Source organism: Azospirillum sp. ST 5-10 (assembly GCF_051225715.1).
GTDB lineage: Bacteria > Pseudomonadota > Alphaproteobacteria > Azospirillales > Azospirillaceae > Azospirillum.
On the sequence record NZ_JBPJSP010000002.1, the window covers coordinates 177,361 to 204,347 of the forward strand.

Sequence of the window (26,987 nt, forward strand, 5' to 3'; positions counted from 1 at the left end):
GCCTCACCCCCTGCCGATCAGATCGGGCCGCGGGGCGTAGTACTTGTGGAACTGCTTCGACGCGTACTTGATGCTGTAGGCGCCGAAGTCCCCGGCGGTCCGCATCGGCACCTGGCAGAGCACCACGCCGTCGATGGCCGCCCCCATCTTCGCCAGCCGGCCCACGGTGTCGCGCACCTCGCTCTTGGGCGAAGCCGGCTTCATCACCAGGACGGTCTGCATGGCGTGCGCCCCGAGGACCAGCGCGTCGGGAGCCGCCAGCACCGGCGGCGCGTCGACGATCACCACGTCGAAGCGCTGGCCCAGCTCGCCGAGGAGGGTGCGCACCCGTTCGTTGGTGACGACGCCGTGGGGATCGACCGGACGCCCCGCCGGCAGGACGGTGACGTTCGACTCCTCGGTGGTGGTCAGGGCGACGTCGAGCGGTGCTCCGTCGGCGAACACGTCGCCCACCCCCTCGTAGTCGCGCAGTTGCAGCCGGTGCGTGATCGAGGGGTTGCGCAGGTCGAAGTCGACGACGCAGACCCGGCGGTTGGCGAGCGCGTAGAGGCTGGCCAGGGCGAGGCTGGTGGTCGACTTGCCCTCGCCCGACACGGCGGACGTCACCAGGATGGTCCGCGCCCCCTCGGTGCGGTGGGGCGACAGGTCCAGCGCCTTGGCCACCTGGTTGTAGCCCTCCATCATCAGCGCACGCCGGTGGACGAAGGAGCGCGTGGGGTGGTGCGGGACGTGCAGCGGATCGCCCGGCAGCTTGGGAATCGTCGCCAGCACCGGCAGGTCGAGCGCGCGTTCGATCTCCTCCACGTTGCGGAAGCCGCGCAGCAGGGCCAGCCGCATCACCGCCATGGCCGAGGCGCCGGCGCCGCCCATGACGAAGCCGAGGGCGGCGAACATCAACGGCCTGGGGAAGGACGGCTTCACCGGGTAGCTGGCCGAGGAGACCACGTCGGCGTTGACCGGCGCGTAGTCGTTCTCCACCTCCTTGGCGCGGTGCAGGAAGCTCTCGTACACCGAGCGCGTCGCCCCCGCCTGACGCTCCAGCGCGCGCAGCCGCACCTCCGCCTGCATGAGGTCGGCGAGGCGGGTGCGCGACGCCATCATCGTCCGCTGCAGGGATTCCCGCTCCTCGCTCAGGGACCCGATGTCGCGGGCCAGCTTGCGCATGAGGATCTGCCCCTCGTTGCGCAGCCGCGCCTGGACCTCGGCAACCTGGGATTCGATGCCGACCAGGCGGGGGTGGGCGGGGCCGAGCTTCTCGCGGGTCTCGGCGCGCTGCGCCATCAGGTCGGCGAGGCGCAGCCCGAGCTCGCTGATCAGGTCGTTGTCGACGCCGTCGAGGGCGGCCGTGCTGCCGTGCTCCTCGACCGCGCGCTCCACCGCGTCGTAGTGCGCTTGGGCGGCGTTGATCTCCGACGACAGGGTGGCGACGCGGGTGCTGAAGTTGTCGATCTGGCTCTGCAGCGATGCGGCGCTCTGGTTGGCGGCCAGCGCCGAATTGGAGCGGAATTCCTCGACCCGCTGTTCGGCCGCGAAGACCTCGCGCTGCAGTTGAGCCGATTTGTCCTCGAGATAGTCTCCGGCCTTGCTGGCGAAGCTGGAGAAATCGCCCGCCTTGCGGTCGAGATAGCCGGCGAGGACGGCGTTCACCACGTCGTGGGAGAGTTTCGGGTCGGGCGAGGCGTAGGCGACCTCGAACACCCAGGACTTGCCGACGATGTCGACCCGCAGCCCGGCGAGGAAGGCGTCGATCAGCGTCTCGCGGTCGGCCTGCGGGTCGCTGACGGCCGGTGGGTCCAGCATGGCCCGGGCCTCGCCCGGTCCGAGCAGGCCGCTGCCCTCGGCCAGCCCGATGGCGGCTTCGGTCACCGCCGCCTTGGCCTGGTCGACCAAGCCCATCTCGTCGGGAGCGGGCGGCAGGAAGGCGGGGTTGTGGGCGAGGTCGAGGGTCTGGATCACCCGCCAGGCGAAGTCGCGCGACAGGAGGATCTGCGCCTCGCTCTCCATGTATTCCGCCGTCGTCGTGACGTCGGTGAGCAGCGCCTCGATGTTGGTGACCCGCTGGCGTTCCGGTTCGATGGCGAGGCGCCCCACCGCCGTGTAGGACGGCGGCAGCGCCTTGGCCACGGCGAAGCCCGCCACCGCCAGCAGCAGCGCCGCCCCGGCGATGGCGAACCGCCGGCGCCACAGGGTCGACAGGAGCTCGGAGAACGACAGTTCGGGCGCGCCGTCGTTCACGGGCATCGCGGAGGTTTCCAACTGGCGCATGATCAACGTCCTGTACGGTTGCCGGAGCGGGCGGCCAGGCCGTCGCCGGGAGCGACGGCCGGCGCCGGGCCGGCGAGCAGGCGGTCGTAGAAGGCGAGCAGCGCCGCCTCCTGGCTGCGCCAGGAGAAGCGCGCGTGGGCCTCGCGCACGCCGTTGTCCGCCATCCGGCGGTGCAGGGCGGGGTCGGCGTGGATGCGCCGGACGGCCTCGGCCGCGGCGTCGGCGTCGCCCGGCGGCACGCAGATCCCGGCGCCGGTGTCGGCGACGAGCGCGCGCCAGGCGGGGAAGTCGGAGGCGACGACGGGGATGCCCGCCGCCATGTACTCGAACACCTTGGTCAGTTCCTTGCGGCGGTAGTGCTCGTCGTCGGGAAACACCGCGAGCGCGCAGGTCCAGGGCTCGGCGTAGGCCTCGAGGATTCGCGCGAACGGCACGTAGCGGCCGGCGCCGGTCAGGCGCAGCCGGTCGGGGTGGCGCATCGCCGCCGCCAGCTCGTCCGCCAGCGCGGTGCCGCAGCGGCCGATCATGTGCAGCTCGGCACCGTCCAGCCGGTCGGCCAGCGCCGCGTGGACGCGCGCGCCCCGCTGGGTGCTGACGTTGCCGGTGTAGAGGAGGCGCGGGTGCGGCGGCGGCGCGGCGGCGACCGCCCGGCCGAAGCCGTCGAGGCTGGGATAGTTCAGCACCGGCACCGCCGCGGGAAACCGCTCCTCGTAATAGCGCTCGGCGATGATCTGCCGGAAGGCGCGGGCGGCCCAGCGCTCGCCGTGGTCGAGGACGCGGCGCAGCAGAGGCCGCAGCGCCGCCGGGATGTAGTCGGACCGGTTGACCGCGGTGACGTAGTCCTCGTGGATGTCGTAGACGACCGGCTTGCCCAGAAGGCGCAACAGCATGCCGACGGGGATCAGCTCCGGATCGTGGAAATGGTAGACGTCCCCCTTGAGGCGCAGCGCCCGCAACCCGACCTGGACGGTGGTCACCGCCAGGCGCGCCGCCCGGCTGCGCCGCCGCGGCACGGAGGCGAAGGCGACGCCGCCGTGCGGGACGTCCGGCGCGCCGGGCACCACCAGCGTGACGCGGTGGCCGCGCCGCGCCAGCGACGCGCACTCCTTCAGCAGGATGCGGGGGTCGTTCCACTCGTGGACGCTGGAGAGATGGACGATGTGGTGGGCCATGGTCAGTCTCCCGCCTCGCCGGTGCCGGCGATCCGGCCGGCGCGGTTGCTCTCGGCCACCCGCCAGGTCTGGTAACGGTCGCCGCGCAGCGCCTTGAAGACGCCGACCGCGGTGCCGGCCAGCGCCACCGCGACCTCGAAGGGCAGCCGCGCCGCCTTGACCCCGGCGACGGCGCCCAGGGCCAGCACCGCCGGCACCGCCACCATGGCGGGCACCGCCCAGGCGGCGTGCGGGCCGGCCGCCAGCGAGGCGGCCAGGGCGACGCCGCCCAGCGCCAGCAGCGGCCCGGCGACCCAGCGCAGGATCTTGTGGGAGACGAACTTGTAGAGCGTCCACGGCGACTGGCGCCGCAGCCGCGGCCACAGGTGGCGCGTGCAGTTGACGGCGCGGCAGGCGATCCGCTCCTTGCGCCTGTACGATTCCGCGGAGCGCACCACGCAGTGCATGACGCCGACCGCCTCGGCGCCCTGCACGACCCGCCAGCCGTCGCACAGGATCGACATCGACGTGAACATGTCGTCGATGATGTCGGCCGGCACCGGGCGGAACAGGTGGCGGCGGATGGCGAACAGAGGGCCGTCGGCGCCCATGCACGAGCCCGTCTCGCTCTCCACCCGCTTCAGCCAGCGTTCGAAGCGGCAATAGGCGGCGCCGAGCGCCGCCGTGGCGTTGTCGCGGGGCTTGCTGGGGCGCAGCAGGCCGGTCACGCAACCCACCGCGGGATCCGCGAAATGGGCCTCGAACGTGGCGAGGCAGTCGGGAGTCAACTGCACGTTGGCGTCGGTGAAGACGACGAGGTCGCCGCGGGCGTTCGCCAGCAGCGTGTTCATGCCCACCGACTTGCCGTGATGGCTGGTGCCGACGATGACCCGCACCCGGCCCTCGAACCGCCGCAGCGCCTCCACCGTGCGGTCGGTGCAGGCGTCGGCGTAGACCAGGATCTCCACCGCGCCGGGTGGCGCCGCCAGGGCCAGCAGGTTGGCCATGCGGCCGGCGATCACGGCTTCCTCGTTGTGGGCGCACAGCACGACGGAGTAGCGCGGCCGCCCGCCGGCCGCCGGCGCGGCCGTCCGCTGCGCAGCGCGCCGGGCCGGTGCCCTGATCGGCGGCCGGCCGAAGGCGGCGGCGCCCAGCAGCGACAGCGGGTAGGTGGTGAACGGGTGCGCCGCCAGCGCGAACAGCAGCAGGGCGACGGTCAGCAAGGTCTCGGACATGGCGATTGGCCCCCGGACGGTGGCCCGGGCGGTGGCCCGGATGGTGGAAGGTGGCGGTCGGCGTCCGCCGGTCAGCAGGCGCCGTCGGCGGTGAGGACGACGCGGACGGTGCGCACCATGATGACGAGGTCGAGCCGCCACGATCGGTTGTGGGCGTAATGCCGGTCCAGGGCGACGCGCTGGGCGTAGCTGGTGCGGCTGCGGCCGCTGACCTGCCACAGTCCGGTGATCCCGGGGCGCACGGCGGTGTAGCAGGCGAAGTCGTCGCCGTAGCGCGGGATCTCCGCCTCCGAGATCGGCCGCGGCCCGACCAGGCTCATGTCGCCGCGCAGCACGTTCACCAGCTGCGGCAGCTCGTCGACGCTGGAACGCCGCAGGAAGCGGCCGAGCGGCGTGATCCGCGGGTCGTTGCTGAGCTTGCGCTTGGTCGCCCATTCCGCGGCGGCCTCGGGGCTGCGCGCGAGATGCTCCGCCAGCACCCGGTCGGCGTCGCGCGTCATCGTGCGCAGCTTGTAGCAGGCGAACCGGCGGCCGTTGCGGCCGATCCGCTCCTGCTTGAACAGCGGCGCGCCGCCGTCGAGCCAGATCAGGTAGACGGCGAGAACCAGGAGCGGAAAGACAATGAACAGGCAGATCAAACTGAAAAAAATGTCGACTGTTCTTTTGAAAGCGTCGGCGATCGCCCGGCCGCCGGGAGCGGCGTCCGCCCGCGCCAGAGGCGGCGCCGGGGGAGCCAGGACCCTGCCATGATCGCGCTGGGCCGCGTCATGGATCAGCGAGCTTGAAAAATTCGCCGCAAATTTGTCCGTAAGCCCTAGATCTTGCTGTGATGGCGTACGCCATGGAGTGGTCATGAAAGACCTCCTCTTGGACTCGTGGCCGATGATTGGGATTTTGGTTGCTGTTTATATTTTGTGACATGCGCTTTTGCTCTGAGCGATGCTCAGGCGTCGCGATTCTGTCTTTGGATGTACTGCCCCTCAAGTGCGGAAAAGTGTTACGGATCAGTCAATGGGCGTATTGAGGGCTATGGTTCTCGACCTGCGAGAACGAATCGACCCCGGCCGCCGCCGCAGAGGCGTGCCGGGGTCGCTGGGTGGCAAGCGGGCGAAGCCGATGGCGGGCCGCTGTCCTACCTGTGCTTGAAGAGCATGCGCACGGCGGCGGCAAGCGAGACGTCGATGCCGGCGTGCCGGCGCACCAGCAGGCTCAGCAGCGCGTTCCAGAAGAGGACCGTCAGCAGCACCGAGACGGCGGCGCCGTCCAGCCCGTAGCGGGGAATGAGGACGGCGTTGCCGGCGGCCATCACCGCCAGCGAGGCCAGGAGGACCGGCAACGCCGCCAGATGGGCGCCGACGATCGACAGCACCTGGAGGAGCTGGCCGGCCGAGGCGATGACGAGGTAGGCCAGCCCGAGGATCAGCAGGGCGACGGCGCCGTCGGTGAAGTCCGGCCCGAACAGGGACAGGAGGGTGGGGCCGGCCACCGTCAGGACGGCGAGCCCGGCGACGGCGAACAACGACTTCATCAGCGACGCGTTGAGGGCCGTGCGCTGCATCCGCTCCAGGTCGTTGTTGGCGTGGTGCCGGGCGATGTCGGCGCCGCCGACCATGTTGAACGAGAGGTTGAAGAGCGCGATCAGCCCGGCCAGGCGGAAGCAGACGTTGAACACGCCGAGATCGCCGGCGGGCAGGTACCACCCCGTGAGGATCGTCGAGAGCTCCTGGAAATAGCCGGCGAACAGGGTGGGGATCATCAGCTGGATGCCGGTGCCGGTCCACAGGGCGGGCTCGTACTCCGGCGTCGCCGTGCCGAAGCGGCGGCGGGCCTCGCCCGCCACCATCACGAGCTGGCCCAGCGCGATGGCCCCGGCGGCGGCCACGTAGAGGGTGACCGCGCCCGGCGCGTCCAGGGTCACCCCGGCGGCCAGCAGCGCGGCCACCACCACCAGCATGCCGGCCTGGCGCAGCACCGAGCGCGGCAGCGTCGCCAGCAGGAAGCGGGACAGGCCGTGCGCCAGGCCGGAGTTGAGGTTGATCAGTGTCAGGAAGGGGACGCCGACCAGCGCCACGGCGAGCGCCGTCGTCCGCTCGCCGCCGTCGCCGGCCAGCAGAAGCGCCACGCCGGCCGCGGCGGCGCTGCCGCCGACCAGCGTCGCCACCGCCCAGCCCAGACGCAGGAAGCCGCGCGCCCGGCCCGGCCGGGCGCCGGCGTCGTGCTGCACCAGGAAGCGCAGGGTGCCGGACTGGTAGCCGAGCGTCGTCAGCATCCCCAGCAGCAGGCACCAGGAGGTGGCGTAGACGTAGACGCCGAAGGCGGGGGCGCCGAGCATGCGGGCCAGCGACAGCTGCAGGAGGAAGGCGGCGCCGACGCCGGCGATGCGCGCCGCCATGACCGGCGCGGAGCGGCGGGTCAGCCCCATCAGGGCCGCCGGCAGCCCCGCCGCCAGGGTGCGTGTCTGGGCGTCGCTCATCGGCGTGCCCTCAGCGTTCCTGGTCGCGGATGGCGCGGGCCGCCTCGTGGATGCGGCGGTCGAGGGCGCAGATCTCCTCCAGGCGCCGCCGCGCGGCCGGCGTCAGCTCCGGCTTGGCGCCGCGCGCCGGGCGGTGATGGCGCACCCGCAGGCCGGCGCCGAAGCGGCGGCGGAAGCCCGCCTCGAAGGCCTCCATGTCGTCGGTGAAGCCGATCAGGGCGAAGCGGCGCAGGTTGTCGACGGCCGTGGCGAGCGCCTCCTCGCCGGCGTCCCAGGGGATCTCGGAGCGGCCGCTGAAGTAGCGCAGGTTGACGGTGGCGTGGCGCCGCGCGACGTCGCCCTCCAGGTACTCCTCGAACGGCTCGGTGACGAAGCCGGCCGAGCGGGCGTCGACGTAGTTGGACAGCACCCGCTGCACGGGGTCGCGCAGCACCGTGACGAACCGGTAGGCGTCGCCGAAGAAGCGGGCGACGGCCGGGCTGAACAGGCAGTGGCCGATGATCAGCTTCGCCTCCAGCGACATGGCGTAGAGCATCTGCGCCTCGCGCAGCCGGAACAGCTCCTCGCTGCGCGGCCCGTCCTCGTGCACGGCGTCGACGCTGTCCACCCCGGCGAAGGCCATGGCCGCGGCCCGGCGCGACGGCCGGGCGTAGACCACCTCCACCCGCTCGGTCAGCGGGCAGAGGGCGCGCAGGGCGTGCCCGACGGCCGTGCCGGCGCATTTGGGGAGGTGGATGAAGCAGCAGCGGCCGGCGAATCCCGGTGCGACGGTGCTGAGGGCGCGGCCCGTCAGCACCGTGAGGTTGGTCCGGTTGATCCGGTCGGCGAGAAGGCGTGCCATGACATCTCCCGAGTCTGGACATGCGTTCGATTGCAGCGCCGCTCCCTGGCGCCATCTTGCCTTGGCACCAGGAGAATCAAGAATCCGATGTCTAAAAAATGTCTCCGGGTCTGTCTCGCGGAGAACGGCGGCGCCAGAATTATCATTCGTCGACGGAGAATCTCCGGCGATGGTCAACGGACCGCGCCACCCAATACTATTTCCGGCGGAGTGATATCAAACCGACAGAAGGGTTAATCCGATTCTGGAGTGCGCGCTTGCGGCGGTATCTCAGAAGAGGGCCTTGGGTTGCACGGTCCGGTCGGGCTCTGCTCAGGCGGGGACGGCGCGGCCGGACGCGCGCCGCAACGACGGAGGCTGCCGCATGGATTCGACCAGCGTTCGACCGGCCGTTCACCGGCGCCAGTTCGTGCTGGCCCGGACGCCGGTCGATCGGCCGGACTGGCGGCACGCCGAGGTGGGCGACGGCTGGGTGCTGTCCCACTGCCCGACGCTGCCGGTCCAGCCGGTGGTTGGCGATCGCCGCCGGCCGGCCTGGCTGCTCGGCCATGCCCTGTCGTGCGACTCGGCCGCGCCGGCGCCGGCGGAGGCGCTGCGGCGGTGCACGACCGTCGACGCGACGCTCCACGAACGCTGGTTCGGCCGCTGGGTGCTGATCGCCGACGGGGCCGTCCATCCCGACGCCGGGGCCAATCTGCCGGTGTTCTATGGTCCCGACCGGACCGGCACGCCGCTCGTCTCGTCGTCCGCCGCCCTGGTGCAGGAGTTGGGCGGGCGCAGTGGCGGTCCGGCCTCGGTGATCAGCCACGCCATCCCGCTCAACTGGTTTCCCGGACCGCACTCCGGCCTGCCGGGAATCGCCCGGCTGCTGCCGGCGCAGACGCTGCGCCTGGCGCCCCTGCTGCGCGGCGAGGCGCCGGTCGCGCCGCGGCGTCTCGTCGACACCGGCCTGCACGGCGGCGACACGGAGACCATCCTCGGCGAGCTGGCGGCACTGTTGCGGGACGGGGCACGGGCGGCGGGGGAGCGGTTCGGCGACCTCCTGGTGCCGCTCACCGCCGGCCAGGACTCCCGACTCGTCCTCGCGGCGGCGCTGGCCAGCGGCTTCCGCCCGGCCACCTACACCTTCCACAAGGATCTGCTCGACCACGGTTCCGCCATCAGCCGCAGCGACGCGGTGCTGCCGCCGTGCCTGGCCCGGGCCTGCGGCCTGGAACACCTCTACATCCGGCCGCTGGGCCGCGACGCCGGCGCCGCGGCGGCGTTCGCCCGGCACACGGCCGGGCGCATGGACGACGTGGACCGCCATTACATCGCCCAGGGGCAGTGGGACGCGCTGCCGCGGCGGGGCGTCGTCCTGCGCGGCGGCATGTTCGAGATCGGCCGGCGCTACTTCGAAGGGAAGCTGGGGGGCGTCATGGCCGGGCATGGCGGCGACCGCGCCGGCGCCGTGCTGGGGGCCTTCCGGCTCGGCCTCTACCATCGCGACGCGCGGCCGCTGCGCCGGGCCCTCGAGGCGTGGCTGGGCACGGTCGCCGCGGCGGACCTGCCCGGGGTGGACCTCGTCGACCGCTTCTACCTCGACCAGCGGATCGGCTGCTGGCTCGCCGACATCGAGCAGGCGCTCGACCTCGTGGCGGCGGAGCGCGTGCACCTCGCCAACTGCGCGCGGGTGTTCTCGCTGCTGCTGTCGCTGCCCGAGGCGGTGCGGCGCCAGGGCGTCCATCAGGCCGAGCTGGTCCGCCGCCTGGCGCCGGACTTGGCGGCCTTTCCGGTCAATCCGCCCGAGCACGCCGCCGTGCGGCTGGCGCAGAAGCTGGCCTTCCGGCTGGTCCGCCTGCCCGACCTTCTCCGCGCCCGCTTTGGCCGCGGCCCGCTGGCGGCGTGACGGCGCCGCCCGGGCGCCCGTCCGATCGGGCGGATCGGACGGACACCGGATCAGCCGACGACGAACCAGTCAGCCGCGACGTCGGCGGCGTGCACCCCGTCCAGCACCAGCCGACTGCCGTCGTCGAGCAGGATCGCCGCGCTGCCGCCGTCGTCCACCACCGTCCAACCCAGGCCGGGCCCGACGCCGATGGCGTCGCCGGCGGCACGGTCGAAGTCGACGACGTGGTCGACGCCGCCGCGCAGCTGGAGGATGAAGAGGTCGGCCCCGTCGCCGCCGTGCAGCACGTCGTTGCCCTGGCCGCCGATCATCCGGTCGTCGCCCAGGTTCCCGTACAGCCGGTCTTCGCCCTGGCCGCCGTGCATCAGGTCGTCGCCCTGGCCGCCGAACAGCGTGTCGTCGCCGAGGTTCCCATAGACGCCGTCGCTCGCCAGCTGGCCGTACAGGACGTCCGCGTCCTGGCCACCGAACAGGAGATCGGCGTCCTGGCCGCCGAACAGGGTGTCCGCCCCTGTGTTGCCGTACAGCAGGTCGTCGCCCCGGTTGCCGTACAGCAGGTCGGTCCCGTCGCCGGCCTCGACCGTGTCGTTGCCGCCCCCGGCGTACACCGTGTCCGGGGCGGCGCTGCCGAGGAAGCGGTCGTGGCCGTCGCCCCCGGCCTGGCGCAGCACGCCGGAGCTGAAGGCGGTATCGCCGATGGCCGACTCGGTCGCACCGCCCGTCGAACCGCCGCCGCTCCCGCTGCTCCCGCCGCTGCTTCCGCCGCCGCCGGAGCTGCCGCCACCGCCGGAACTGCCGCCGCTTCCACCGCTGCCGCCGCTGGACAGGTCGCTGTTGGAAACCGGCTGGGGTGCGGCCGGCGGCGGATCGATGCTGTAGGCGCGGATGTAGTCGATCGTCATCTGCGCGGGAAAGGCGGTCTCGGCATCGGGCATGCCCGGCCAGTTGCCGCCGACGCCGAGGTTGGCGAGGAGGTACATGGGGTCGTGCATGTCGGCCGGCGTGCGGGTCGCCCCGCGCTCGATGCCGTCGACGAACCAGACGATCTCGGTGGGCGTCCAGGCCACGCCGTAGGTGTGGTAGCCGCTGGGGCTGTCCTCGATGTCGATCAGCCGGGTGTCGCTGGTGTGCACACCGGTTTCCTGGCTGTGCGTCGTCATGTGGAAGCGGGTCGGCTCGTCGCCCAGCATCTCCATGGCGTCCAGTTCCGGCGGCCAGCCGTTCTCGACCGGGCGCAGCCAGAACGCCGGCCACAGACCCTGCCCCTCGGGCAGGGCCGCGCGCATCTCGAAGTAGCCGTAGGTCTGGGAGAAGCTGTGCTGCGTCGTGATCATGCCGGACAGGTAGGTCCGGCCTTCGATGGCGTCCGTGCCGGCGTAGACACCGGCGGGAACCGCGTTGATCGCGAGCTGGCCCGCGGCGACCTGGAACGGGTTGAAGTCGGTGACCGGCTCGGTGGGATCGCCGGGATTGACGTAGTAGCTGGCCTGGTCGCCGATCAGGCCGCGGCCGGAGCGGGTGCTGGCGTACCAAGTGCCGGTGCTGCCGTTCCACAGGCTGAGGGAGTCGAATTCGTCGCGAAACGTCAGCGTCAGGTTGTAGTCCGACGCCGACCGGGCGAACGAGAAGTCGTCGGCGGCGAAATCGCCGATGCGGTGGTTGGCGAAGGTCAGGGTCTGCCCGTTGCCGAGGCCGACGACGACGTTGCCGTCCTGCTCCGACATGGCCGCGCGGACGGCGTCGAAGCTGCGGAACGGCAGGCCCTGGAACAGGACGACGTCGCTTCCTGCCGATCCCGCCGCGAAATCGGCGATGACGTCGTTGCCCGCACCGGCGCGGATCACGACGGTGTCGCTGCCGCCGGCGGTGATGATCAGGTCGTCGCCGTCGCGGCCGTCGATCAGGTTGTCGACGTCGTTGCCCTGGATGCGGTTGGCCAGCCCGTTGCCGTAGACCTCGCGCGACGAGTTGCCGAAGACGGCGAGGTTCTCGATGTGGTCGGGAAGGCGGAAGTAGGGGCTCCAGGTGTTGACGGTGTCGATGCCGCCGCCGGGCGCCTCGACGATGGTGGTGGCGGCGGTGCCGGTGTAGACGTCGTCGCCGCCGCCGCCGATCAGGGTGTCGTCGCCGCCGTTGCCGACGAACCGCTCGGCGGCGTCGGAACCGGTGAACAGGTCCGCACCGCTTCCTCCGGTGAAGGTCGTCACCCAATTGGCGCTGAGCGGATAGCGGAGGAGGACGGCGTCGTAGGTGGCCATGGCAGATCTCACGTGCGCGAAGAAACTGCCGGACACTACGTCCAGAGGTATTAACCCGAATTATAGAGAGCCGGTCAAGGGCGAGACATAGCTGTGATAAAAAGCGGACGGCCGCCGCCATGCCCGCCACCGCTTGACTGAGGGGCGAGCGAGCCCCGATCCTCGCCACAATAAATCAGCGCGATTGAATGTATTTTTCTTGGATTGTTGTCTTGTGTTGGACGAGAGTTGGGGGTGGTAAGCCGGACCGATGGTCCTGATCCATGATTGCACTTTGGATCCGGTCGCCCTGGAGGCGATAGTTCTCGTCCTGTCCAGTGATCCCGGCTGTCCGGAACGAGGAATCCCCATGCTGCGCTCCTGCCTCCAGGCCCTTTTCCTGGCCATCCTCCTCGCCGCTCCGGCAATGGCGGGGGACCTGCCGGTCGACGCGGCCGGGCGGGTGGATCCGTCGCGCATGACGCTCACCTTCGCCGACGACTTCGACGGCTTCGACCTGTGGGACGGGACTGGCGGGACGTGGCGCGCCGACACCCGTTCCGGACGGGGCGTGATCGCCCGGCAGGCGACCTACTACGTGAACCCGGCCGACGCCGCCGACGCGGTCTTCGGCTTCGACCCGTTCAGCGTGTCCGCCGGCATCCTGTCGATCGAGGCGCGGGAGGCCGGCGCGCACGCCGGCGAACGCACGGAGGGGCGGACCTACCTCTCCGGCCTGATCACCACCGAGCCGTCCTTCGCCCAGCAGTACGGCTACTTCGAGGTCCGGGCACGCCTGCCCGACGGGAAGGGGATGTGGCCGGCGTTCTGGCTGCGCCCGGTGAAGCGCGGCTGGCCGCCGGAGATCGACGTCATGGAGGTTCTCGGCGACCGGCCGTCCACCGTCTACCTGACGCTGCACACCCGCGAGGGCGGCAAGCGGTCGAAGGCGGCGTTCCGGGCGGAGGTGCCGGGCACCGCCGAGGACTTCCACACCTACGGGCTCGCCTGGACGCCCGACTACGTCGCCTGGTTCGTCGACGGGCGCGAACGGGCCCGCACCCGCACGCCGGACGACATGCACACGCCGATGTACCTGCTGATCAACCTCGGCGTCGGCGGGAAATGGCCGGGCATGCCCGACGCCGACACCGCGTTTCCGGCGCGGATGCTCGTCGACTACGCCCGCGCCTACCGGTTCTGAGGCGGGACGGTGTGGCCGGCCGCCGCGAACCGGCGGTCGAAGTCGGCGGCGATGTCGGCCAGCGTCACCGTGCCGAGACGCGCCAGGAGGGTGGCTTCCGCGGCGCGCAGGGCGTCGGCCAGCGAGGCGTTGACCGCCTGCTCCACGAGGCAGTCGGGATGGTCGGCCGACAGGCCCATGGCGAACAGCGGCGGCTCCCCCAGCGCCCGGTGGACGTCCAGGAGCGTGATCCGGGACAGCGGGCGCGCCAGCCGCCAGCCGCCGCCATGCCCCTTCTCCGACGTCACGTAGCCCTTGTCCCGCAGGCCCGCCATGGTGCGGCGGACGACCACGGGATTGGTGTTGAGCATCGCCGCGATGGCCTCGGACGTCGCCGCCCCCTCGTGCCGGTCCATGTGGATGAGCACGTGGAGCATGCGGGAAAGGCGGCTGTCGTGGCGCACGGGATGCGGTCTTCCGTCGGACGCTGCGGGACCGGCCCTGGGTAGCATCTTCGCCGTCACGGCACAACACGGGTTACGAGACCCGTTGCGCACGCCCTTTCATGTAACTTATAATGTTATGAAAATGGCGGGAGGATCGCCCGTGTGGGCAGCCGCCGGCCGCGCCGTCGGAGGGAATGACGAAGATGACCCGTGATGCGATCGTCGTGGGCGGCAGCTACGCCGGCCTCGCCGCCGCCCTGCAGCTGGCCCGCGCGCGACGGAGCGTGCTGGTGCTCGACGAAGGGGTGCGCCGCAACCGTTTCGCCGCCGCGTCGCACGGCTTTCTCGGCCAGGACGGCCGGGCGCCGGGGGCGATCGTGGCCGACGCCCGCGCTCAGCTCATGGCCTATGGCACGGTGGCCTGGCTGGACGGACGCGCCGAGCACGCCGAGCGGAGCGGGCGGGGGTTCTCGGTGGTCGATGCGACCGGCCGGCGGCACGAGGCCAGGCGGCTGGTGCTGGCGACCGGGGTCGCCGACGATCTGCCTCCCGTTCCCGGTCTTGCCGAGCGGTGGGGGCGCTTCGTCTTCCATTGCCCCTACTGCCACGGTTATGAGCTGATGAACGGCCGCATCGGCGTGGTCGCCGTATCGCCGCTGTCGATGCACCATGCGCTGATGCTGCCGGACTGGGGGCGGACGACGTTGCTCCTCAACGGCGCCTTCGAGCCGGATTCCGGGCAGTGCGCACAGCTCGAGCGGCGCGGTGTCGCGGTGGAGGCCGGGCGGATCCGCGACATCGGCGGTGCCAAGGCCGACGTGCGGCTTGCCGACGGGCGCACCCTGCCGTTCGACGGGCTGTTCGTCCTGTCGCGCACGCGCCCGGCGGGTCCGCTGGCCGGGCAGCTCGGCTGCGCGCTCGAGCAGGGTCCGCTCGGCACCGTCGTCAGGACGAGCGAGGGCAAGGAAACCAGCGTCCCCGGCGTGTTCGCCTGCGGCGACGCGGCGCGGGCGGGCGGTTCCGTGGCGCTGGCGGTCGGCGACGGCACCCTGGCGGGGGCCATGGCGCACCAGTCCCTGATCTTCCGGGACGGCGCGGACCCGTCGGGTCCCCGGGATGGGGCATAGGCAGGCTTGCCCGGATCTCGCGGGATTGCCGGGCCGGCCCACGGGGGGCGGAGGCCGGACATCGTGTTCAGTCGCTGTGGACGACCTCGTATTCGCGGTATTCGCCGATGAAGGCGCTGGCGACCATGCCGGCGCCGCGGCACACGGTGTAGCACCGCCGCAGCGCCCGCACCCGCGCTCCCCGGCCGGGCGGCAGCAGGCTGACGGCGAGCAGGCCGCTGCCGGCGACGACCCGCGCGGCGCCCCGTGCCACCGTCTTCAGGGGGGCGAGACGGGAGGGGTTCTGCTTGCGGTAGAGCATCGCCTCGGTGCGCCCGGTCCGGTACCAGCGCTTCACCAGCCACGCCGGGTTGGCGCGCGTCGGCGGCACCCATTCGTGGACCACCGCGTGGTCGGCCCAGACGATGGTGAAGCCGCGGGCTACCGCCTGGCGGAACAGCAGGCTGTCCTCGCCGCCGACGAGCGACAGCGCTTCGTCGAAGCGCAGCCCGGCCGACACGAAGAGGTGGGCGCCGATCAGGACGTTGCCGGTCCGCGCGTAGGCGATCCGCTCACCGTCGCCGTGGCGCGGGCGGTCGAAGAACTTGCCGTCCGCGATCCAGGGCGGCACCGGTCCGGCGAAGCGGGCCAGCACCGGCCCGGTCACCACGTCGGCGCCGCTGCGTCGCTGCACCGCCAGCAGCTGGTCGAGCCACTGCGGCTCCGGCTCCTCGTCGTCGTCGATGAAGGCGACGAAGTCGCAGCGGTGCGCGGCGTGCTCGACGGCCGTGTTGCGGGCGCAGGCGATGCCGCGGCGCGGCTCGTGCACGTAGTCGAGGGCCAGCCGGCCGCGCCCGCGCACCCGGGCGACCTGGTCGGCCGCCGTTCCTTCCGGGCTGTTGTCGATCACGGTGACGGCGAGGTCCGGTGGCGGTCCGGCGGCGAAGCTCAGCCGCTCCAGGGCGTCGAGCAGACGCTGCAGCCCCTTGGGGCGGCGGAACGTCAGGATGCACACCGCCACGCGGCATCCGGCGTCGGGGAGTGTCATGGTGGGGCTGCCGTCGGTTTCGCTGCGCTGCCACAATGACCCAGGGTTGCCGCCGCCTCAACCCGGGCAGAGGGGGAGGGACGTACGCCTTTCGAGCGCTTCCATCCCCCTGCGGCATGGCCGCTCGCAAGGTGGGATGAGGCCACGCCGGCGGGGTGGAGGTGTGGACCAGGACCGCGAAGCCCGTGGCTGGTCCGCACCGTGTCCGCCGGGTTTAGACGATGCCGCGTGCCTTGAGGGCGTCGACGACCTGTGCGGCGAGGGTCTCCGGGTCGTGGTTTCCGGCGGCGAGGGTGAGCTCCGGGGCCTCGGGGGGCTCGTAGGGGGAGGAGATGCCGGTGAAGTTGGCGATGGCGCCGGCGCGCGCCTTGGCGTAGAGGCCCTTGGGATCGCGCCGCTCGCACACCTCCAGCGGCGCGTCGACGAACACCTCCAGGAACTCCCCCTGCTCGACCAGCGCGCGGGCCATCCGCCGCTCCTCGCGGAACGGCGAGATGAACGACACCAGGACGATCAGCCCGGCGTCGACGAACAGCTTGGCCGTCTCCGCGACGCGGCGGATGTTCTCCACCCGGTCCTCCTCGGTGAAGCCGAGGTCCTTGTTCAGGCCGTGGCGCACGTTGTCGCCGTCGAGCATGTAGGTGTGGAAGCCCTGGCGGTGCAGGCGCTGCTCCACCAGGTTGGCCACCGTCGACTTGCCCGCCCCGGACAGGCCGGTGAACCACAGCACGCACGGCCTCTGCCCCTTGGCCGCGGCGCGCGCCGCCTTGTCCACCGCCACCGGCTGCCAGTGGATGTTCTGCGCCCGCCGCAGGGCGAAGGAGACCGTGCCGCAGCCCAGCGTGGCGTTCGTCACCCGGTCGATCAGGATGAACGAGCCGGTCTCCCGGCAGGCGGCGTAGGCGTCGAACGGCACCGCCTGGTCGAGCGCCAGGTTGCAGAACCCCACCTCGTTCAGCTCCAGCCGCTTGGCCGCGGTGTGCTCCAGGGTGTTGACGTTGACCTTGTGCTTGATCTCGGTGACCTGGCCGCCGACCAGCCGGGTGCCGAACTGCAGCAGGTAGCCGCGCCCCGGCATCAGCGCGTGGTCGTTCATCCACACGATGTGGGCGGCGAACTGGTCGGCCACCTCGGGCCGCGCCGCGGCGGCGGCGAGGATGTCGCCGCGGCTGACGTCGATCTCGTCGGCCAGGGTCAGGGTGACGGCCTGGCCGGCCACCGCCTCGTCGAGATCGCCGTCCATGGTGACGATGCGCGCCACCGTGGAGGTGCGCGCCGAGGGCAGCACGGCCACCGCGTCGCCCGGGCGCACCCGGCCGGCCACCAGGGTGCCGGAGAAGCCGCGGAAGTCCTGGTTGGGGCGGTTGACCCACTGCACCGGCAGGCGGAACGGCGCCTCGCTGCGGGCGGCGGCGACCTCGACCGTCTCCAGGAAGGGCAGCAGCGCCGGGCCGTCCCACCACGCCATGGCGGCGCCGGGGCCCGAGACGTTCTCGCCGGCCAGGGCGGAGATGGGGATGCAGGTGACCCGGGCGATGCCGAGGCGCTCGGCGAAGGCCTGGTAGTCGGCGGCGATCGCGGCGAAGCGGGCCTGGTCGTAGCCGACCAGGTCCATCTTGTTGACCGCCAGCACGACGTGGCGGATGCCCAGCAGCGAGACGATGTAGCTGTGGCGCCGGGTCTGGGTGAGCACGCCCTTGCGGGCGTCGACCAGCAGCACGGCGAGGTCGGCGGTGGAGGCGCCGGTGGCCATGTTGCGGGTGTACTGCTCGTGGCCGGGGGTGTCGGCGACGATGAACTTGCGCCGGTCGGTGGCGAAGAAGCGGTAGGCGACGTCGATGGTGATGCCCTGCTCGCGCTCGGCCTGCAGGCCGTCGGTGAGCAGCGCCAGGTCGAGGGCGCCGCCGGTGGTGCCCCAGCGCGCGCTGTCGCGGTCGAGCGCGGCGAGCTGGTCCTCGAAGATCTGCTTGGCGTCGAGCAGCAGGCGGCCGATCAGCGTGCTCTTGCCGTCGTCGACCGAGCCGCAGGTGATGAAGCGCAGCAGGTCCTTGTTCTCCTGCTCGCGCAGGTACGCCACCACCTCGGCCGTGGCGCTCTCGCGCTGGTCCCCGTGAAGCCGGTCCCCGTGACGCTGGTCCCCGTGACGCTGGTCCCCGTGACGATCGCCGGGCATCAGAAGTATCCTTCCTGCTTCTTGCGCTCCATGGAGGCGGACTGGTCGTGGTCGATGACCCGGCCCTGGCGCTCGGAGGTGCGCGACAGCAGCATCTCGCGGATGATCTCGGGCAGGCTGGCGGCGCGGCTCTCCACCGCGCCGGTCAGGGGATAGCAGCCCAGCGTGCGGAAGCGCACCCAGCGCATCTGCGGCTCCTCGCCGGGGGCGAGCGGCATGCGCTCGTCGTCGACCATGATCAGGGTGCCGTCGCGCTCGACGACCGGCCGCGGCTTGGCGAAGTAGAGCGGCACCACGGGAATGTCCTCGAGGTAGATGTACTGCCAGATGTCCTGCTCGGTCCAGTTGGAGAGCGGGAAGACGCGGATGCTCTCGCCCTTGTGGATGCGGCCCTGGTAGAGGTTCCACAGCTCCGGGCGCTGGTTCTTGGGGTCCCAGCGGTGGCTGGCGGAGCGGAAGGAGAAGATGCGCTCCTTGGCGCGGCTCTTCTCCTCGTCGCGCCGGGCCCCGCCGAAGGCGGCGTCGAAGCCGAAGCGGTCCAGCGCCTGGCGCAGCGCCTGGGTCTTCATGACGTCGGTGTGGACGGCGGAGCCGTGGGTGAACGGGCCGATGCCCTGGGCCAGGCCGTCCTGGTTGACGTGGACGATCAGCTCCAGGCCGAGCTCGCGGGCGCGCCGGTCGCGGAACGCGATCATCTCGCGGAACTTCCAGGTCGTGTCGACGTGGAGCAGCGGAAACGGCGGCTTGGACGGGAAGAACGCCTTCATGGCGAGGTGCAGCATGACCGCGCTGTCCTTGCCGATGGAATAGAGCATCACCGGGTTGCGGAACTGCGCCGCCACCTCGCGCATGATGTGGATGCTCTCCGCCTCAAGGCGCTGCAGATGGCTCAGGCGTGCGGGATCGGGCATGGATCTACTCGGATACCGGGTCGCATTGCGTCCGAGGTGTGTATCACGGGGAAATAACAAAGGCGAGCGATAAAATACCGCAGCGCACCGGGATAAATTCACATTGCTATCGGGCGAAATAGGGCCTCCAGGTCGTCGGGGGTGAGCGCCGCGGCATCGCGGGCGTCGGGGTCGAACAGGGCGTCGGCCAGCGCCTGCTTGCGGGCCTGGAGGTCGAGGATCGCCTCCTCCACCGTGCCGACGCTCACCAGCTTGTGGACGAACACCGGCTTGTCCTGGCCGATGCGGTGGGCGCGGTCGGTGGCTTGGCGCTCCACCGCCGGATTCCACCAGGGATCGTAGTGGATCACCGTGTCGGCGGCGGTCAGGTTGAGGCCGGTGCCGCCGGCCTTCGGGCTGATCAGGAACAGCGGCACCTCGCCCGCCTGGAAGCGGGTGATCGGGGCCTCACGGTTCCGCGTCTGGCCGGTGAGCGTGACGAACGGGATGCGCAGGCGCTCCAGTTCCGGCGCGATCAGGTCCAGCATCGAGGTGAATTGCGAGAACAGCAGGATGCGCCGCCCTTCGGCCGCCATCTCCGGCACCATCTCCAGGAGCCGCGCCAGCTTCGCCGACGTCCTGGCCTTGCCGGCCCCGGAGAGCTTCACCAGCCGGGGATCGCAGCACACCTGGCGCAGCTTCAGCAGCGCCTCCAGAATGACGATGTGGCTGCGCGCGAGGCCTTTCTTCGACACCTCGGCGCGCACCTTCGCGTCCATCGCCAGGCGGATGGTCTCGTAGAGATCCCGCTGCGCCCCTTCCAGCTCGACCCACTCGACGATCTCAGTCTTCGGCGGCAGGTCCGCCGCGACCTGCTCCTTCGTCCGCCGGAGCAGGAAGGGGCGCACGCGGCGTGCCAGCAGGCGGCCGCGGACGGCGTCGCCCTTCTTTTCGATCGGGGTGCGGAAGGTGGTCTGGAAACCGCGCTGGTCACCCAGCAGGCCGGGCATCAGGAAGTGGAACAACGACCACAGCTCGGCGAGGTTGTTCTCCAGCGGTGTTCCGGTCAGGCACAGGCGGTGCCGTGCGCGCAGCTGCACGGCCACCCGGCTGAGCTGGGCCTGCGGGTTCTTGATCGCCTGCGCCTCGTCGAGGATCAGCAGGTGCCACTCCTGCGCCAGCAGCACGTCCCTATCACGCGGCAGCAACGGATAGGTGGTCAGCACGAGGTCGTGCTCGTCCAGGCGTTCGTGGCCGGCCTTGCGGCCGGCGCCGTGCAGGACGAGGGTGCGCAGGCCCGGCGCGAAGCGCGCCGCCTCGGCCTTCCAGTTGGCCATCAGGCTGGTCGGCGCGACGACGAGACAGGGGCGGTCGAGGCGCCCGGCCTCCTTCTCCGTCAGCGCGTGGGCGAGCGCCTGCACGGTCTTGCCCAGCCCCATGTCGTCGGCGAGCACGCCGCCCAGGCCATATTCGCGCAGGAACTGCATCCAGCTCAGCCCGGCGGACTGATAGGGGCGCAGGCTCGCCGCCAGGCCGGCCGGCGGCGGCACCGGCGCGATGCCGGCGAAGTCGCGCAGCTTCGCGCCGATCTGCCGCAGCCGCTCGCCGCCCATCCAGCGCAGGCCGGCGGCGGCGGTGGCCGCCTCGATCTCGGCAAGCTCGGCGCTCTGGGCCGCCGAGAGGCGGATCTGCCCGTCGTCGTCGATCGCGCCGACACGATAGAGCTCGTAGAGGGTGCGAACGACCGTGCCGAGGCGGCCCGCCGGCATCGGCAGGATGCGACCGTCGGGCATCGGCAGGAACAGGGTGGCGTCCGGCTCGCGGCCGCCGATGGATTCGGGAGCGATGCCGTCGGGCAGTGTCCGCAGCACGGGCAGAAGCATGGGCAGCAGGTCGATCCGCTGCCCGTCGACGACGACGCCGAGCGACAGGCCGAACCAGTCGACGCCCGACGGCTCCTCGACCTCGGCGGTCCAGCCCTCGGGCTCGGCGAAGTCGGGCAGGGTGCCGTCGAGGAACGCGACGGTCCAGCCCTCGGCCGTCAGCGACGGGGCGGTGCGGTGGAGAAACGCCAGCAGTTCCTGTCCCGGATCGCCCACGGCGGCGTCCGCATCGTCGTCCGGCGCCAGGACGAGGACGCCCCCGTCCGCCGTTTCCAGGAAGCCGAGGCCGGCGAGCCGCTCCGCCGCCGCGGCCTCGAGGTCGGGACGCCGGGGAATCACCACGAAGCGCCCGGCCTCGGTGCGGCGCAGCTCGCCGCGCGGATCGCCGGCGTCGACCGTCTGCCCGTCATAGTCGAAGCTGAGGCGGCCGTGGACCGCCTCGATCGGCTCGTCGTCGAGGTCGAAGGCGTCCAGCGCGTCGTCCCAGGCCTGGATCCACAGGTGCAGCATCGGCCGCGGCCGCACTGCGCGGCGCACCGTCTCCTCGAAGGTGGACGGCAGCAGGTCGGCGCGGTCGGGCAGGCGGGTGGCGAGCGCGGCGCGGACCCTGGCGGCGGCTTCGGCCGAGACGGTCGGCGCGGTGGCCAGGAGATGGGCCGCGCGGTCGTCGAGACCGGTCGCCAGCGGGCCGCAGGTGCCGTCGGCGGCGACGTACCAGGGCGGCGCCAGCGGCAGCACGACGGCCTCGCCGTCGACGGCGAACGCGAAGCTCTGGGTGCCGTCGGCGGCGGGGTCCCAGCGGCCTTCGGCGCGCCGCGGCGGACCGCGCCGCAGGGCCGGCCCGTGGGGCGTGCGCCAGTGGGCGCGGCCGGTCGTCACGATGGCGTCCAGCACGCTGGCGGCGAAGGCTCCCTGCAGCGCGAAGCCGGCGCCGACGTGGCCGACGTGGCCGACGTGACCGGCGCGGCCGCTCCGCGTCGCCCACAGGAAGCGCAGGATCTCCGTATCGGCGGCGTCGACGTACTGCGGCGCGCCGTAGCCGCTGACGACGCTGGTCAGGGTCGACGATCCCATCGGCTTGGTCCCGGCGCCGGGCGACCCGTCCTTGCGCAGGGACGCCGACAGCACCTCCACCGCGACGGTGCGGGCGTCCGGCGCCAGATCGAGCCGGTAGAGGACCGCGCGTGCCGCCCCGACGCCCGGGGCCGGCTCCGTCGGTTCCAGGGACGCGAGCCAGCGGCCGAGCGCCGGGTCGACTCCCGGCGCGGCGGCGGGGACCGCGGCGTCGCGGGCGAGCAGTTCCAGCAGCACCGCCGCCATGTGCTTGCAGTAGCCGCCGAGGAAGCAGGTGCAGTCGCCTTCGAACGTCGGTCCGCGCCGCGTGCCCAGGCCGTCCAGATGCACCGTCACGCCGTAGGGCACGCGCTCCGACCCCCGCACCGACCCGTCGACGGCGCTGCCGTCGTCGGACAGGAACGCGCTGAGGACCCGACGGCCGCGCTGGTAGTCGCGACCCTTGGCGAAGGTCCGGTCACCGAAGTATCGGCGGACGTCGGCCTCGGTGAATGGAAGCATGGCACCGCCGGAGAAGCGTTGAGGCATCGCCCCGTCTTAGCCGACCACGCCCTCCGCCTCAAGGCGCCGGCTTGCTCCACTCGATGGGTTCGACGGTGCCCCCGTCGCCGAGGAAGTAGCGGCGCAACGGCCGCAAGTCCTCGCCCAGCTCGTAGACCAGCGGACGGCTCGTCGGGATCTCGAACAGCGGGATGTCCCGGTCCGCCACGTCGTCCAGGTACTTCACCAGGCCGCGCAGGCTGTTGCCGTGGGCCGACACGACCACCCGCGCGCCCAGCCGCAGCGCCGGGACGATGCCCTCGTGCCAATAGGGGACGACGCGCTCGGTCGTGTCCTTGAGGCTCTCGCCGCGCGGCTTCTGGGCGGCGGCGAGGCCGGCGTAGCGGCGGTCGTCGAGGGCGGAGACGGGATCCTCCGGGGCGACCGGCGGCGGCGGCACGTCCCAGCTCCGCCGCCACAGGAAGACCTGGTCGGCGCCGTGGCGCGCCGCCGTCTCGGCCTTGTTGAGGCCCTGCAGGGCGCCGTAGTGCCGTTCGTTGAGGCGCCAGTGCTTGTGCACCGGCAGCCACAGCCGGTCCATGTCCTCCAGCAGCAGGTGCAGCGTCTTGATGGCCCGGGTCAGCACCGAGGTGAAGGCGACGTCGAAGTCGAACCCGGCGTCCTTGAGGATGCCGGCGGCGGTCCGGGTGTCGGCCACCCCCTGTTCGGTCAGGTCGACGTCGGTCCAGCCGGTGAACCGGTCCTCGCGGTTCCACACGCTCTGGCCGTGCCGCAGCAGGACGAGACGGTGCATGACGATCCTCCTTCCTCGACCGGCGGGCCGCCGGCCGGCCGGTTCGCTTCCCGCCACGGGCAACGGCGGCGGTCGGCGAGGGTTCCGCGCACCGGCGTGGCGCCACCGCAGCGGGTTTATGTCAGCGTCGAAACAACGAAGACATATCCGGATAACATTTGCGCTCTAGGCTTTCCGCAGGGTTAGCCGGTTCGGCGGAACAACCGCCGAGTCGCAAAGGGAGGGGAAGACGATGCCATTGGACCTGCACGGTTCCGACCGACGGCATGAGAAGGGGCGTGTCGCCGCGCGCTCCGGGGCGTTCCCGACCTGCACCGCGTCTCCCGACCGAGATTCGATCAACCTGCGCACCGAGGTCGCCATGCATCATCATGACCACATCTCCAGGGCCGTGTCCACCGACCGGGAAATCACGCTCGAAGCGCTCCGCGTCTTCACCTATCTCAGCCGTCGGCTCCATTTCGACCGTTCGGTCCCCGTCCTGCAGTCCGAGCTGGCCGACGCCCTGGGCATGCAGCGGCCCAACGTGAACCGTGCCATCAAGCTTCTGGAGAACAAGCAGATCCTGCTGCGGGAATCGAAGCTCGGCCGGGCCATCACCTTCCGCCTCAACCCGGAGATCGGCGTCAGCCGGGCGGCGTGACCGGCAGTGCGCGGCCGCCGGCCTGTCCGGACGGCTCCGGGGTCGCCCCCGCAGCGACCCCGCTGACGCCGCCACCGCTTTTGCGGTACCCTGTCCGGAGGATCATCGCGGTCGAAGGGATGGGGCTGTGGGACGGAGCGCGCTCGTCTGCGTGACGCACAACAATTGCGGCACGCTGGTCCGCTGTCTGGAATCCATCTTCAACAACACCAGCGCGCCCTACCACCTGTTCCTGGTGGACAACGCCTCCGGCGACGCGACGCCGGACCTGTACCGCCAGCTGCCGCCCACCGCGACCGTGGTGCGCAACGGCACCAACCGCTGGTGGGCCGGCGGCATCAACCAGGGCATCCGCCTGGCCGGCGACGATTTCGACCGGATCTTCTTCCTCAACGACGACATCGAGCTGCCCAGGCGCTGGCTGGAGCGGCTGGGCGGCCTGCTGGACGCCAACCCGGACGTCGGCGCCATCGGCCCGCTGAACTCCAACCCCAACGACTGGCAGTGCTACGACCGGGTGCGGACCGAGATGGGCGTCGCGACGCTGCCCGCCGCGCCGGACGTCGACCGCCACGACCTCGCCGCCATGGACGCCCTGGTGTCGCGGAACGCCGACCCGCCGGGCATCGGCATCCGTGGCATGCTGGCCTTCTTCTGCGTCGGCCTGCGCCGGGAGGCGGTGGCGCGGGTCGGCCTGCTGGACGAGGCGTTCGTCATGGGCGGGGACGACGACGACTACTGCCGCCGCTTGGCGCGCGCCGGCTTCGGCCTCGCCCTGGCGCTCAACACCTACGTCCTGCACCACGGCAGCCAGTCGATCAACCGTCTCGACGAGGGCACCCGCGCCGAGTTCCGCCGCCGCAACCTGGCCCGCCTGGCCGAGAAGTATCCCCCGTCTCCCTGAGAGGCTCTACTTGACCGGCGCGTCGGCGCGGCCGGCCACGGCCTCGGCCGTGTCGCGCAGCGCCCGGGCGGTCGAGCGCAGCCCCGCCTCGTTGCGGCGGTCGGGCATCAGCTCGAACAGCAGCAGCGACCGTCCCGGGACGGGCAGCTCGTCGCCGCTGCGGCCGGTCGACAGCTCGATCCGGTCGGGTTCGGCGGTGTCGACCAGGCGCAGCCAGCGGGTTCCCCCCACCACCGCCGGCAGGGTGAAGGGCACCACGTCGTGGTGGGAATTGACGATCAGCAGCAAGGTCGCGTCGGACGCCCGCTTCTTGATGCCGGTCGCCTGGGCGCGGCCGTCCAGCAGCATGCCGAGGCAGCGCGCCAGCGGGTCCTGCCACTGCTCGGTGGTCTTCTCCTCGCCGGCGGGGGTGATCCAGGTGACGTCCTTGACCTCGAGCTCGGGGTTGAAGGCGCCCACCAGGAAGCGGCCGCGCCGCAGCAGCGGATGGCTCTGGCGCAGGGTCAGCAGGCGGCGCACGAAGTCGGTCAGGGCGCGGCCGTCGTCGTCGATCGCCTCCCAGTCGATCCACGAGATCTCGTTGTCCTGGCAGTAGGCGTTGTTGTTGCCGTCCTGGCTGCGGGCGAACTCGTCGCCCGCCAGCAGCATCGGCGTGCCCTGCGAGAAGAGCAGCGTCGCCAGCATGTTGCGCATCTGCTGCAGGCGCAGCGCCTTGATCTCCGGATCGTCGGTCGGGCCCTCGGCACCGTGGTTCCAGGACAGGTTGTGGGAATGGCCGTCGTTGTTGCCCTCGCCGTTGGCCGCGTTGTGCTTGTCGTTGTAGGACACGAGGTCGGCCAGGGTGAAGCCGTCGTGGGCGGTGACGAAGTTCACCGAGGCCCAGGGCCGCCGGCCGCGCCGGGCGAACAGGTCGGCCGACGCGGTCATCCGGGTCGCCAGCTCCGGCAGCTTGGCCTCGTCGCCCTTCCAGTAGGCGCGCACCGTGTCGCGGTAGCGGTCGTTCCACTCCGCCCAGCCCGGCGGGAAGCCGCCGACCTGGTAGCCGCCGGGGCCGCAGTCCCAGGGCTCGGCGATCAGCTTGACGCGCGACAGCACCGGATCCTGGCGGCAGGAATCGAGGAAGCCGCCGCCCTGGTCGAAGCCGTGGGGCTCGCGCCCGAGGATGGTGGCGAGGTCGAAACGGAAGCCGTCGACGTGCATGTCCTCGACCCAGTAGCGCAAGCTGTCCGTCACCATCTGCAGCACCCGCGGGTGGCTGAGGTTCAGCGTGTTGCCGGTGCCGGTGTCGTTGATGTAGTAGCGCGGGTCCGGCGCCAGCCGGTAGTAGCTGGCGTTGTCGATGCCCTTGAACGAGAGGGTCGGCCCCATCTCGTTGCCCTCGGCGGTGTGGTTGTAGACGACGTCGAGGATCACCTCGATGCCGGCGTCGTGGTAGCGCGCCACCATCTCCTTGAACTCGGCGATGCTGCCCATCGCCATGTAGCGGGGATCGGGGGCGAAGAAGGCGATGGTGTTGTAGCCCCAGTAATTGCGCAGCCCCTTCTCCAGGAGATAGCGGTCGTCGACGAAGGCGTGGACGGGCAGCAGCTCCACCGCCGTGACCCCCAGCGAGCGGACGTAGTCCACCACCGGCTGCGCCGCCAGCCCGGCGAAGGTGCCGCGGTCCTGCGGCGGCACCTCCGGGTGGCGCATGGTGTAGCCGCGGACGTGCGTCTCGTAGAGGACGGTGCGCTCCCAGGGGGTGCAGGGGTGGCGGTCGTGGCCCCAGGTGAAGGCGGAATCGACGACCACGCACTTGGGCATGCCGGCGGCGGAATCCCGGCGGTCGAAGGACAGGTCGGCCCGGTTCGAGCCGACGCGGTAGCCGAAATGGGCGTCCGACCAGCGCAGCGGGCCGAGAAGATGCTTGGCGTAGGGGTCGATCAGCAGCTTGTTCGGGTTGAAGCGGTGGCCGGCCTTGGGCTCGTAGGGGCCGTGCACGCGGTAGCCGTAGACGGTGCCCGGCCGGGCGTCGGGCAGATAGCCGTGCCACACCTCGTCGGTGTACTCCGGCAGTTCGATGCGCTCCAGTTCGCGCCGGCCCTCGCGGTCGAACAGGCACAGCTCCACCTTCGTGGCGTTGGCCGAGAACAGGGCGAAGTTGACCCCCAGCCCGTCCCAGGTGGCGCCCAGCGGATAGGGGAGTCCCTCCTGAACGCGGGACCGGCGTGCGACGGCGGGAGTGCGGGGGCCGCGGGGACGTTCGATCACGGA

The 26,987-nt window shown here is 71.6% G+C and carries 19 protein-coding genes; 5 read left to right on the forward strand and 14 right to left on the reverse strand.

What is annotated here, in order from left to right; all coding sequences use genetic code 11:
- Positions 1 to 3 precede the first annotated feature (3 nt).
- From ACSBPG_RS03190 to ACSBPG_RS03215, 6 genes are all read right to left on the reverse strand, one after another.
- Positions 4 to 2,241, reverse strand: coding sequence for a GumC family protein (locus ACSBPG_RS03190; RefSeq protein WP_435535657.1), 2,238 nt, complete (start codon positions 2,239 to 2,241; stop codon positions 4 to 6).
- A gap of 26 nt (positions 2,242 to 2,267) precedes the next feature.
- A complete protein-coding gene (locus tag ACSBPG_RS03195; protein WP_435535658.1) occupies positions 2,268 to 3,437 on the reverse strand; it encodes a glycosyltransferase family 4 protein in 1,170 nt (389 codons plus the stop codon).
- Between the two features lie 2 nt (positions 3,438 to 3,439).
- Complete coding sequence (locus tag ACSBPG_RS03200) at positions 3,440 to 4,651, reverse strand: glycosyltransferase (protein WP_435535659.1); 1,212 nt, start codon at positions 4,649 to 4,651, stop codon at positions 3,440 to 3,442.
- Positions 4,652 to 4,722: 71 nt separating this feature from the next.
- Entirely contained in the window at positions 4,723 to 5,427 is a 705-nt protein-coding gene (locus ACSBPG_RS03205) for a sugar transferase (RefSeq protein WP_435535881.1), read from the reverse strand.
- A 356-nt stretch (positions 5,428 to 5,783) separates the two neighbouring features.
- Positions 5,784 to 7,124: a lipopolysaccharide biosynthesis protein gene (locus tag ACSBPG_RS03210; protein WP_435535660.1), complete on the reverse strand. Its 1,341-nt coding sequence runs from the start codon at positions 7,122 to 7,124 to the stop codon at positions 5,784 to 5,786.
- A 10-nt stretch (positions 7,125 to 7,134) separates the two neighbouring features.
- On the reverse strand, positions 7,135 to 7,965 hold the full coding sequence (locus ACSBPG_RS03215) for a hypothetical protein (RefSeq protein WP_435535661.1): 831 nt from the start codon (positions 7,963 to 7,965) through the stop codon (positions 7,135 to 7,137).
- A gap of 364 nt (positions 7,966 to 8,329) precedes the next feature.
- On the opposite strand from ACSBPG_RS03215, the gene ACSBPG_RS03220 reads away from it, so the two are divergent.
- On the forward strand, positions 8,330 to 9,853 hold the full coding sequence (locus ACSBPG_RS03220) for a hypothetical protein (RefSeq protein ID WP_435535662.1): 1,524 nt from the start codon (positions 8,330 to 8,332) through the stop codon (positions 9,851 to 9,853).
- Between the two features lie 50 nt (positions 9,854 to 9,903).
- Here ACSBPG_RS03220 and ACSBPG_RS03225 read toward each other — a convergent pair whose 3' ends face one another.
- Complete coding sequence (locus ACSBPG_RS03225; RefSeq protein ID WP_435535663.1) at positions 9,904 to 12,111, reverse strand: family 16 glycosylhydrolase; 2,208 nt, start codon at positions 12,109 to 12,111, stop codon at positions 9,904 to 9,906.
- 349 nt (positions 12,112 to 12,460) lie between these two features.
- Here ACSBPG_RS03225 and ACSBPG_RS03230 point away from each other — a divergent pair, with 349 nt between their 5' ends.
- The gene (locus ACSBPG_RS03230; protein WP_435535664.1) at positions 12,461 to 13,294 is read left to right on the forward strand and encodes a glycoside hydrolase family 16 protein; all 834 of its coding nucleotides are present in this window, start codon (positions 12,461 to 12,463) and stop codon (positions 13,292 to 13,294) included.
- Here ACSBPG_RS03230 and ACSBPG_RS03235 read toward each other — a convergent pair.
- A complete protein-coding gene (locus ACSBPG_RS03235; protein WP_435535665.1) occupies positions 13,282 to 13,737 on the reverse strand; it encodes an Rrf2 family transcriptional regulator in 456 nt (151 codons plus the stop codon). The two genes, ACSBPG_RS03230 and ACSBPG_RS03235, sit on opposite strands and share 13 nt — an antisense overlap.
- Positions 13,738 to 13,922: 185 nt before the next feature.
- Between ACSBPG_RS03235 and ACSBPG_RS03240 the strand changes: the two genes are divergently transcribed.
- Positions 13,923 to 14,846 (forward strand): NAD(P)/FAD-dependent oxidoreductase, encoded by a 924-nt coding sequence (locus tag ACSBPG_RS03240; RefSeq protein ID WP_435535666.1) that lies wholly within the window; start codon positions 13,923 to 13,925, stop codon positions 14,844 to 14,846.
- 67 nt (positions 14,847 to 14,913) lie between these two features.
- Here the strand turns inward: ACSBPG_RS03240 and ACSBPG_RS03245 are convergent, their stop codons facing one another.
- The 5 genes from ACSBPG_RS03245 to gpmA form a co-directional block, all read right to left on the reverse strand.
- The gene (locus tag ACSBPG_RS03245; protein ID WP_435535667.1) at positions 14,914 to 15,873 is read right to left on the reverse strand and encodes a glycosyltransferase family 2 protein; all 960 of its coding nucleotides are present in this window, start codon (positions 15,871 to 15,873) and stop codon (positions 14,914 to 14,916) included.
- Between the two features lie 214 nt (positions 15,874 to 16,087).
- Positions 16,088 to 18,046, reverse strand: coding sequence for a sulfate adenylyltransferase subunit CysN (gene cysN / locus ACSBPG_RS03250; RefSeq protein WP_435535668.1), 1,959 nt, complete (start codon positions 18,044 to 18,046; stop codon positions 16,088 to 16,090).
- The gene (gene cysD / locus ACSBPG_RS03255) at positions 18,046 to 18,957 is read right to left on the reverse strand and encodes a sulfate adenylyltransferase subunit CysD (protein WP_435535669.1); all 912 of its coding nucleotides are present in this window, start codon (positions 18,955 to 18,957) and stop codon (positions 18,046 to 18,048) included. The genes cysN and cysD overlap by 1 nt, the downstream gene beginning before the upstream one ends.
- Before the next feature lie 98 nt (positions 18,958 to 19,055).
- Complete coding sequence (locus ACSBPG_RS03260) at positions 19,056 to 22,394, reverse strand: SNF2-related protein (RefSeq protein ID WP_435535670.1); 3,339 nt, start codon at positions 22,392 to 22,394, stop codon at positions 19,056 to 19,058.
- A 58-nt stretch (positions 22,395 to 22,452) separates the two neighbouring features.
- Entirely contained in the window at positions 22,453 to 23,187 is a 735-nt protein-coding gene (gene gpmA / locus ACSBPG_RS03265) for a 2,3-diphosphoglycerate-dependent phosphoglycerate mutase (protein ID WP_435535671.1), read from the reverse strand.
- A 232-nt stretch (positions 23,188 to 23,419) separates the two neighbouring features.
- Between gpmA and ACSBPG_RS03270 the strand changes: the two genes are divergently transcribed.
- The gene (locus ACSBPG_RS03270; RefSeq protein ID WP_435535672.1) at positions 23,420 to 23,830 is read left to right on the forward strand and encodes a MarR family transcriptional regulator; all 411 of its coding nucleotides are present in this window, start codon (positions 23,420 to 23,422) and stop codon (positions 23,828 to 23,830) included.
- Between the two features lie 127 nt (positions 23,831 to 23,957).
- Complete coding sequence (locus ACSBPG_RS03275) at positions 23,958 to 24,734, forward strand: glycosyltransferase family 2 protein (protein WP_435535673.1); 777 nt, start codon at positions 23,958 to 23,960, stop codon at positions 24,732 to 24,734.
- A gap of 6 nt (positions 24,735 to 24,740) precedes the next feature.
- Here the strand turns inward: ACSBPG_RS03275 and glgX are convergent, their stop codons facing one another.
- Positions 24,741 to 26,984 (reverse strand): glycogen debranching protein GlgX, encoded by a 2,244-nt coding sequence (glgX, locus tag ACSBPG_RS03280; protein ID WP_435535674.1) that lies wholly within the window; start codon positions 26,982 to 26,984, stop codon positions 24,741 to 24,743.
- Between the last annotated feature and the right edge of the window lie 3 nt (positions 26,985 to 26,987).

Coding starts and splice junctions, on each gene's coding strand:
- ACSBPG_RS03190 (WP_435535657.1), bottom strand. CDS start 2,241: ATGCCCGTGAACGACGGCGCGCCCGAACTGTCGTTCTCCGAGCTCCTG.
- ACSBPG_RS03195 (WP_435535658.1), bottom strand. CDS start 3,437: ATGGCCCACCACATCGTCCATCTCTCCAGCGTCCACGAGTGGAACGAC.
- ACSBPG_RS03200 (WP_435535659.1), bottom strand. CDS start 4,651: ATGTCCGAGACCTTGCTGACCGTCGCCCTGCTGCTGTTCGCGCTGGCG.
- ACSBPG_RS03210 (WP_435535660.1), bottom strand. CDS start 7,124: ATGAGCGACGCCCAGACACGCACCCTGGCGGCGGGGCTGCCGGCGGCC.
- ACSBPG_RS03215 (WP_435535661.1), bottom strand. CDS start 7,965: ATGGCACGCCTTCTCGCCGACCGGATCAACCGGACCAACCTCACGGTG.
- ACSBPG_RS03220 (WP_435535662.1), top strand. CDS start 8,330: ATGGATTCGACCAGCGTTCGACCGGCCGTTCACCGGCGCCAGTTCGTG.
- ACSBPG_RS03225 (WP_435535663.1), bottom strand. CDS start 12,111: ATGGCCACCTACGACGCCGTCCTCCTCCGCTATCCGCTCAGCGCCAAT.
- ACSBPG_RS03230 (WP_435535664.1), top strand. CDS start 12,461: ATGCTGCGCTCCTGCCTCCAGGCCCTTTTCCTGGCCATCCTCCTCGCC.
- ACSBPG_RS03240 (WP_435535666.1), top strand. CDS start 13,923: ATGACCCGTGATGCGATCGTCGTGGGCGGCAGCTACGCCGGCCTCGCC.
- ACSBPG_RS03245 (WP_435535667.1), bottom strand. CDS start 15,873: ATGACACTCCCCGACGCCGGATGCCGCGTGGCGGTGTGCATCCTGACG.
- cysN (WP_435535668.1), bottom strand. CDS start 18,046: ATGCCCGGCGATCGTCACGGGGACCAGCGTCACGGGGACCAGCGTCAC.
- cysD (WP_435535669.1), bottom strand. CDS start 18,957: ATGCCCGATCCCGCACGCCTGAGCCATCTGCAGCGCCTTGAGGCGGAG.
- ACSBPG_RS03260 (WP_435535670.1), bottom strand. CDS start 22,394: ATGCTTCCATTCACCGAGGCCGACGTCCGCCGATACTTCGGTGACCGG.
- gpmA (WP_435535671.1), bottom strand. CDS start 23,187: ATGCACCGTCTCGTCCTGCTGCGGCACGGCCAGAGCGTGTGGAACCGC.
- ACSBPG_RS03270 (WP_435535672.1), top strand. CDS start 23,420: ATGCCATTGGACCTGCACGGTTCCGACCGACGGCATGAGAAGGGGCGT.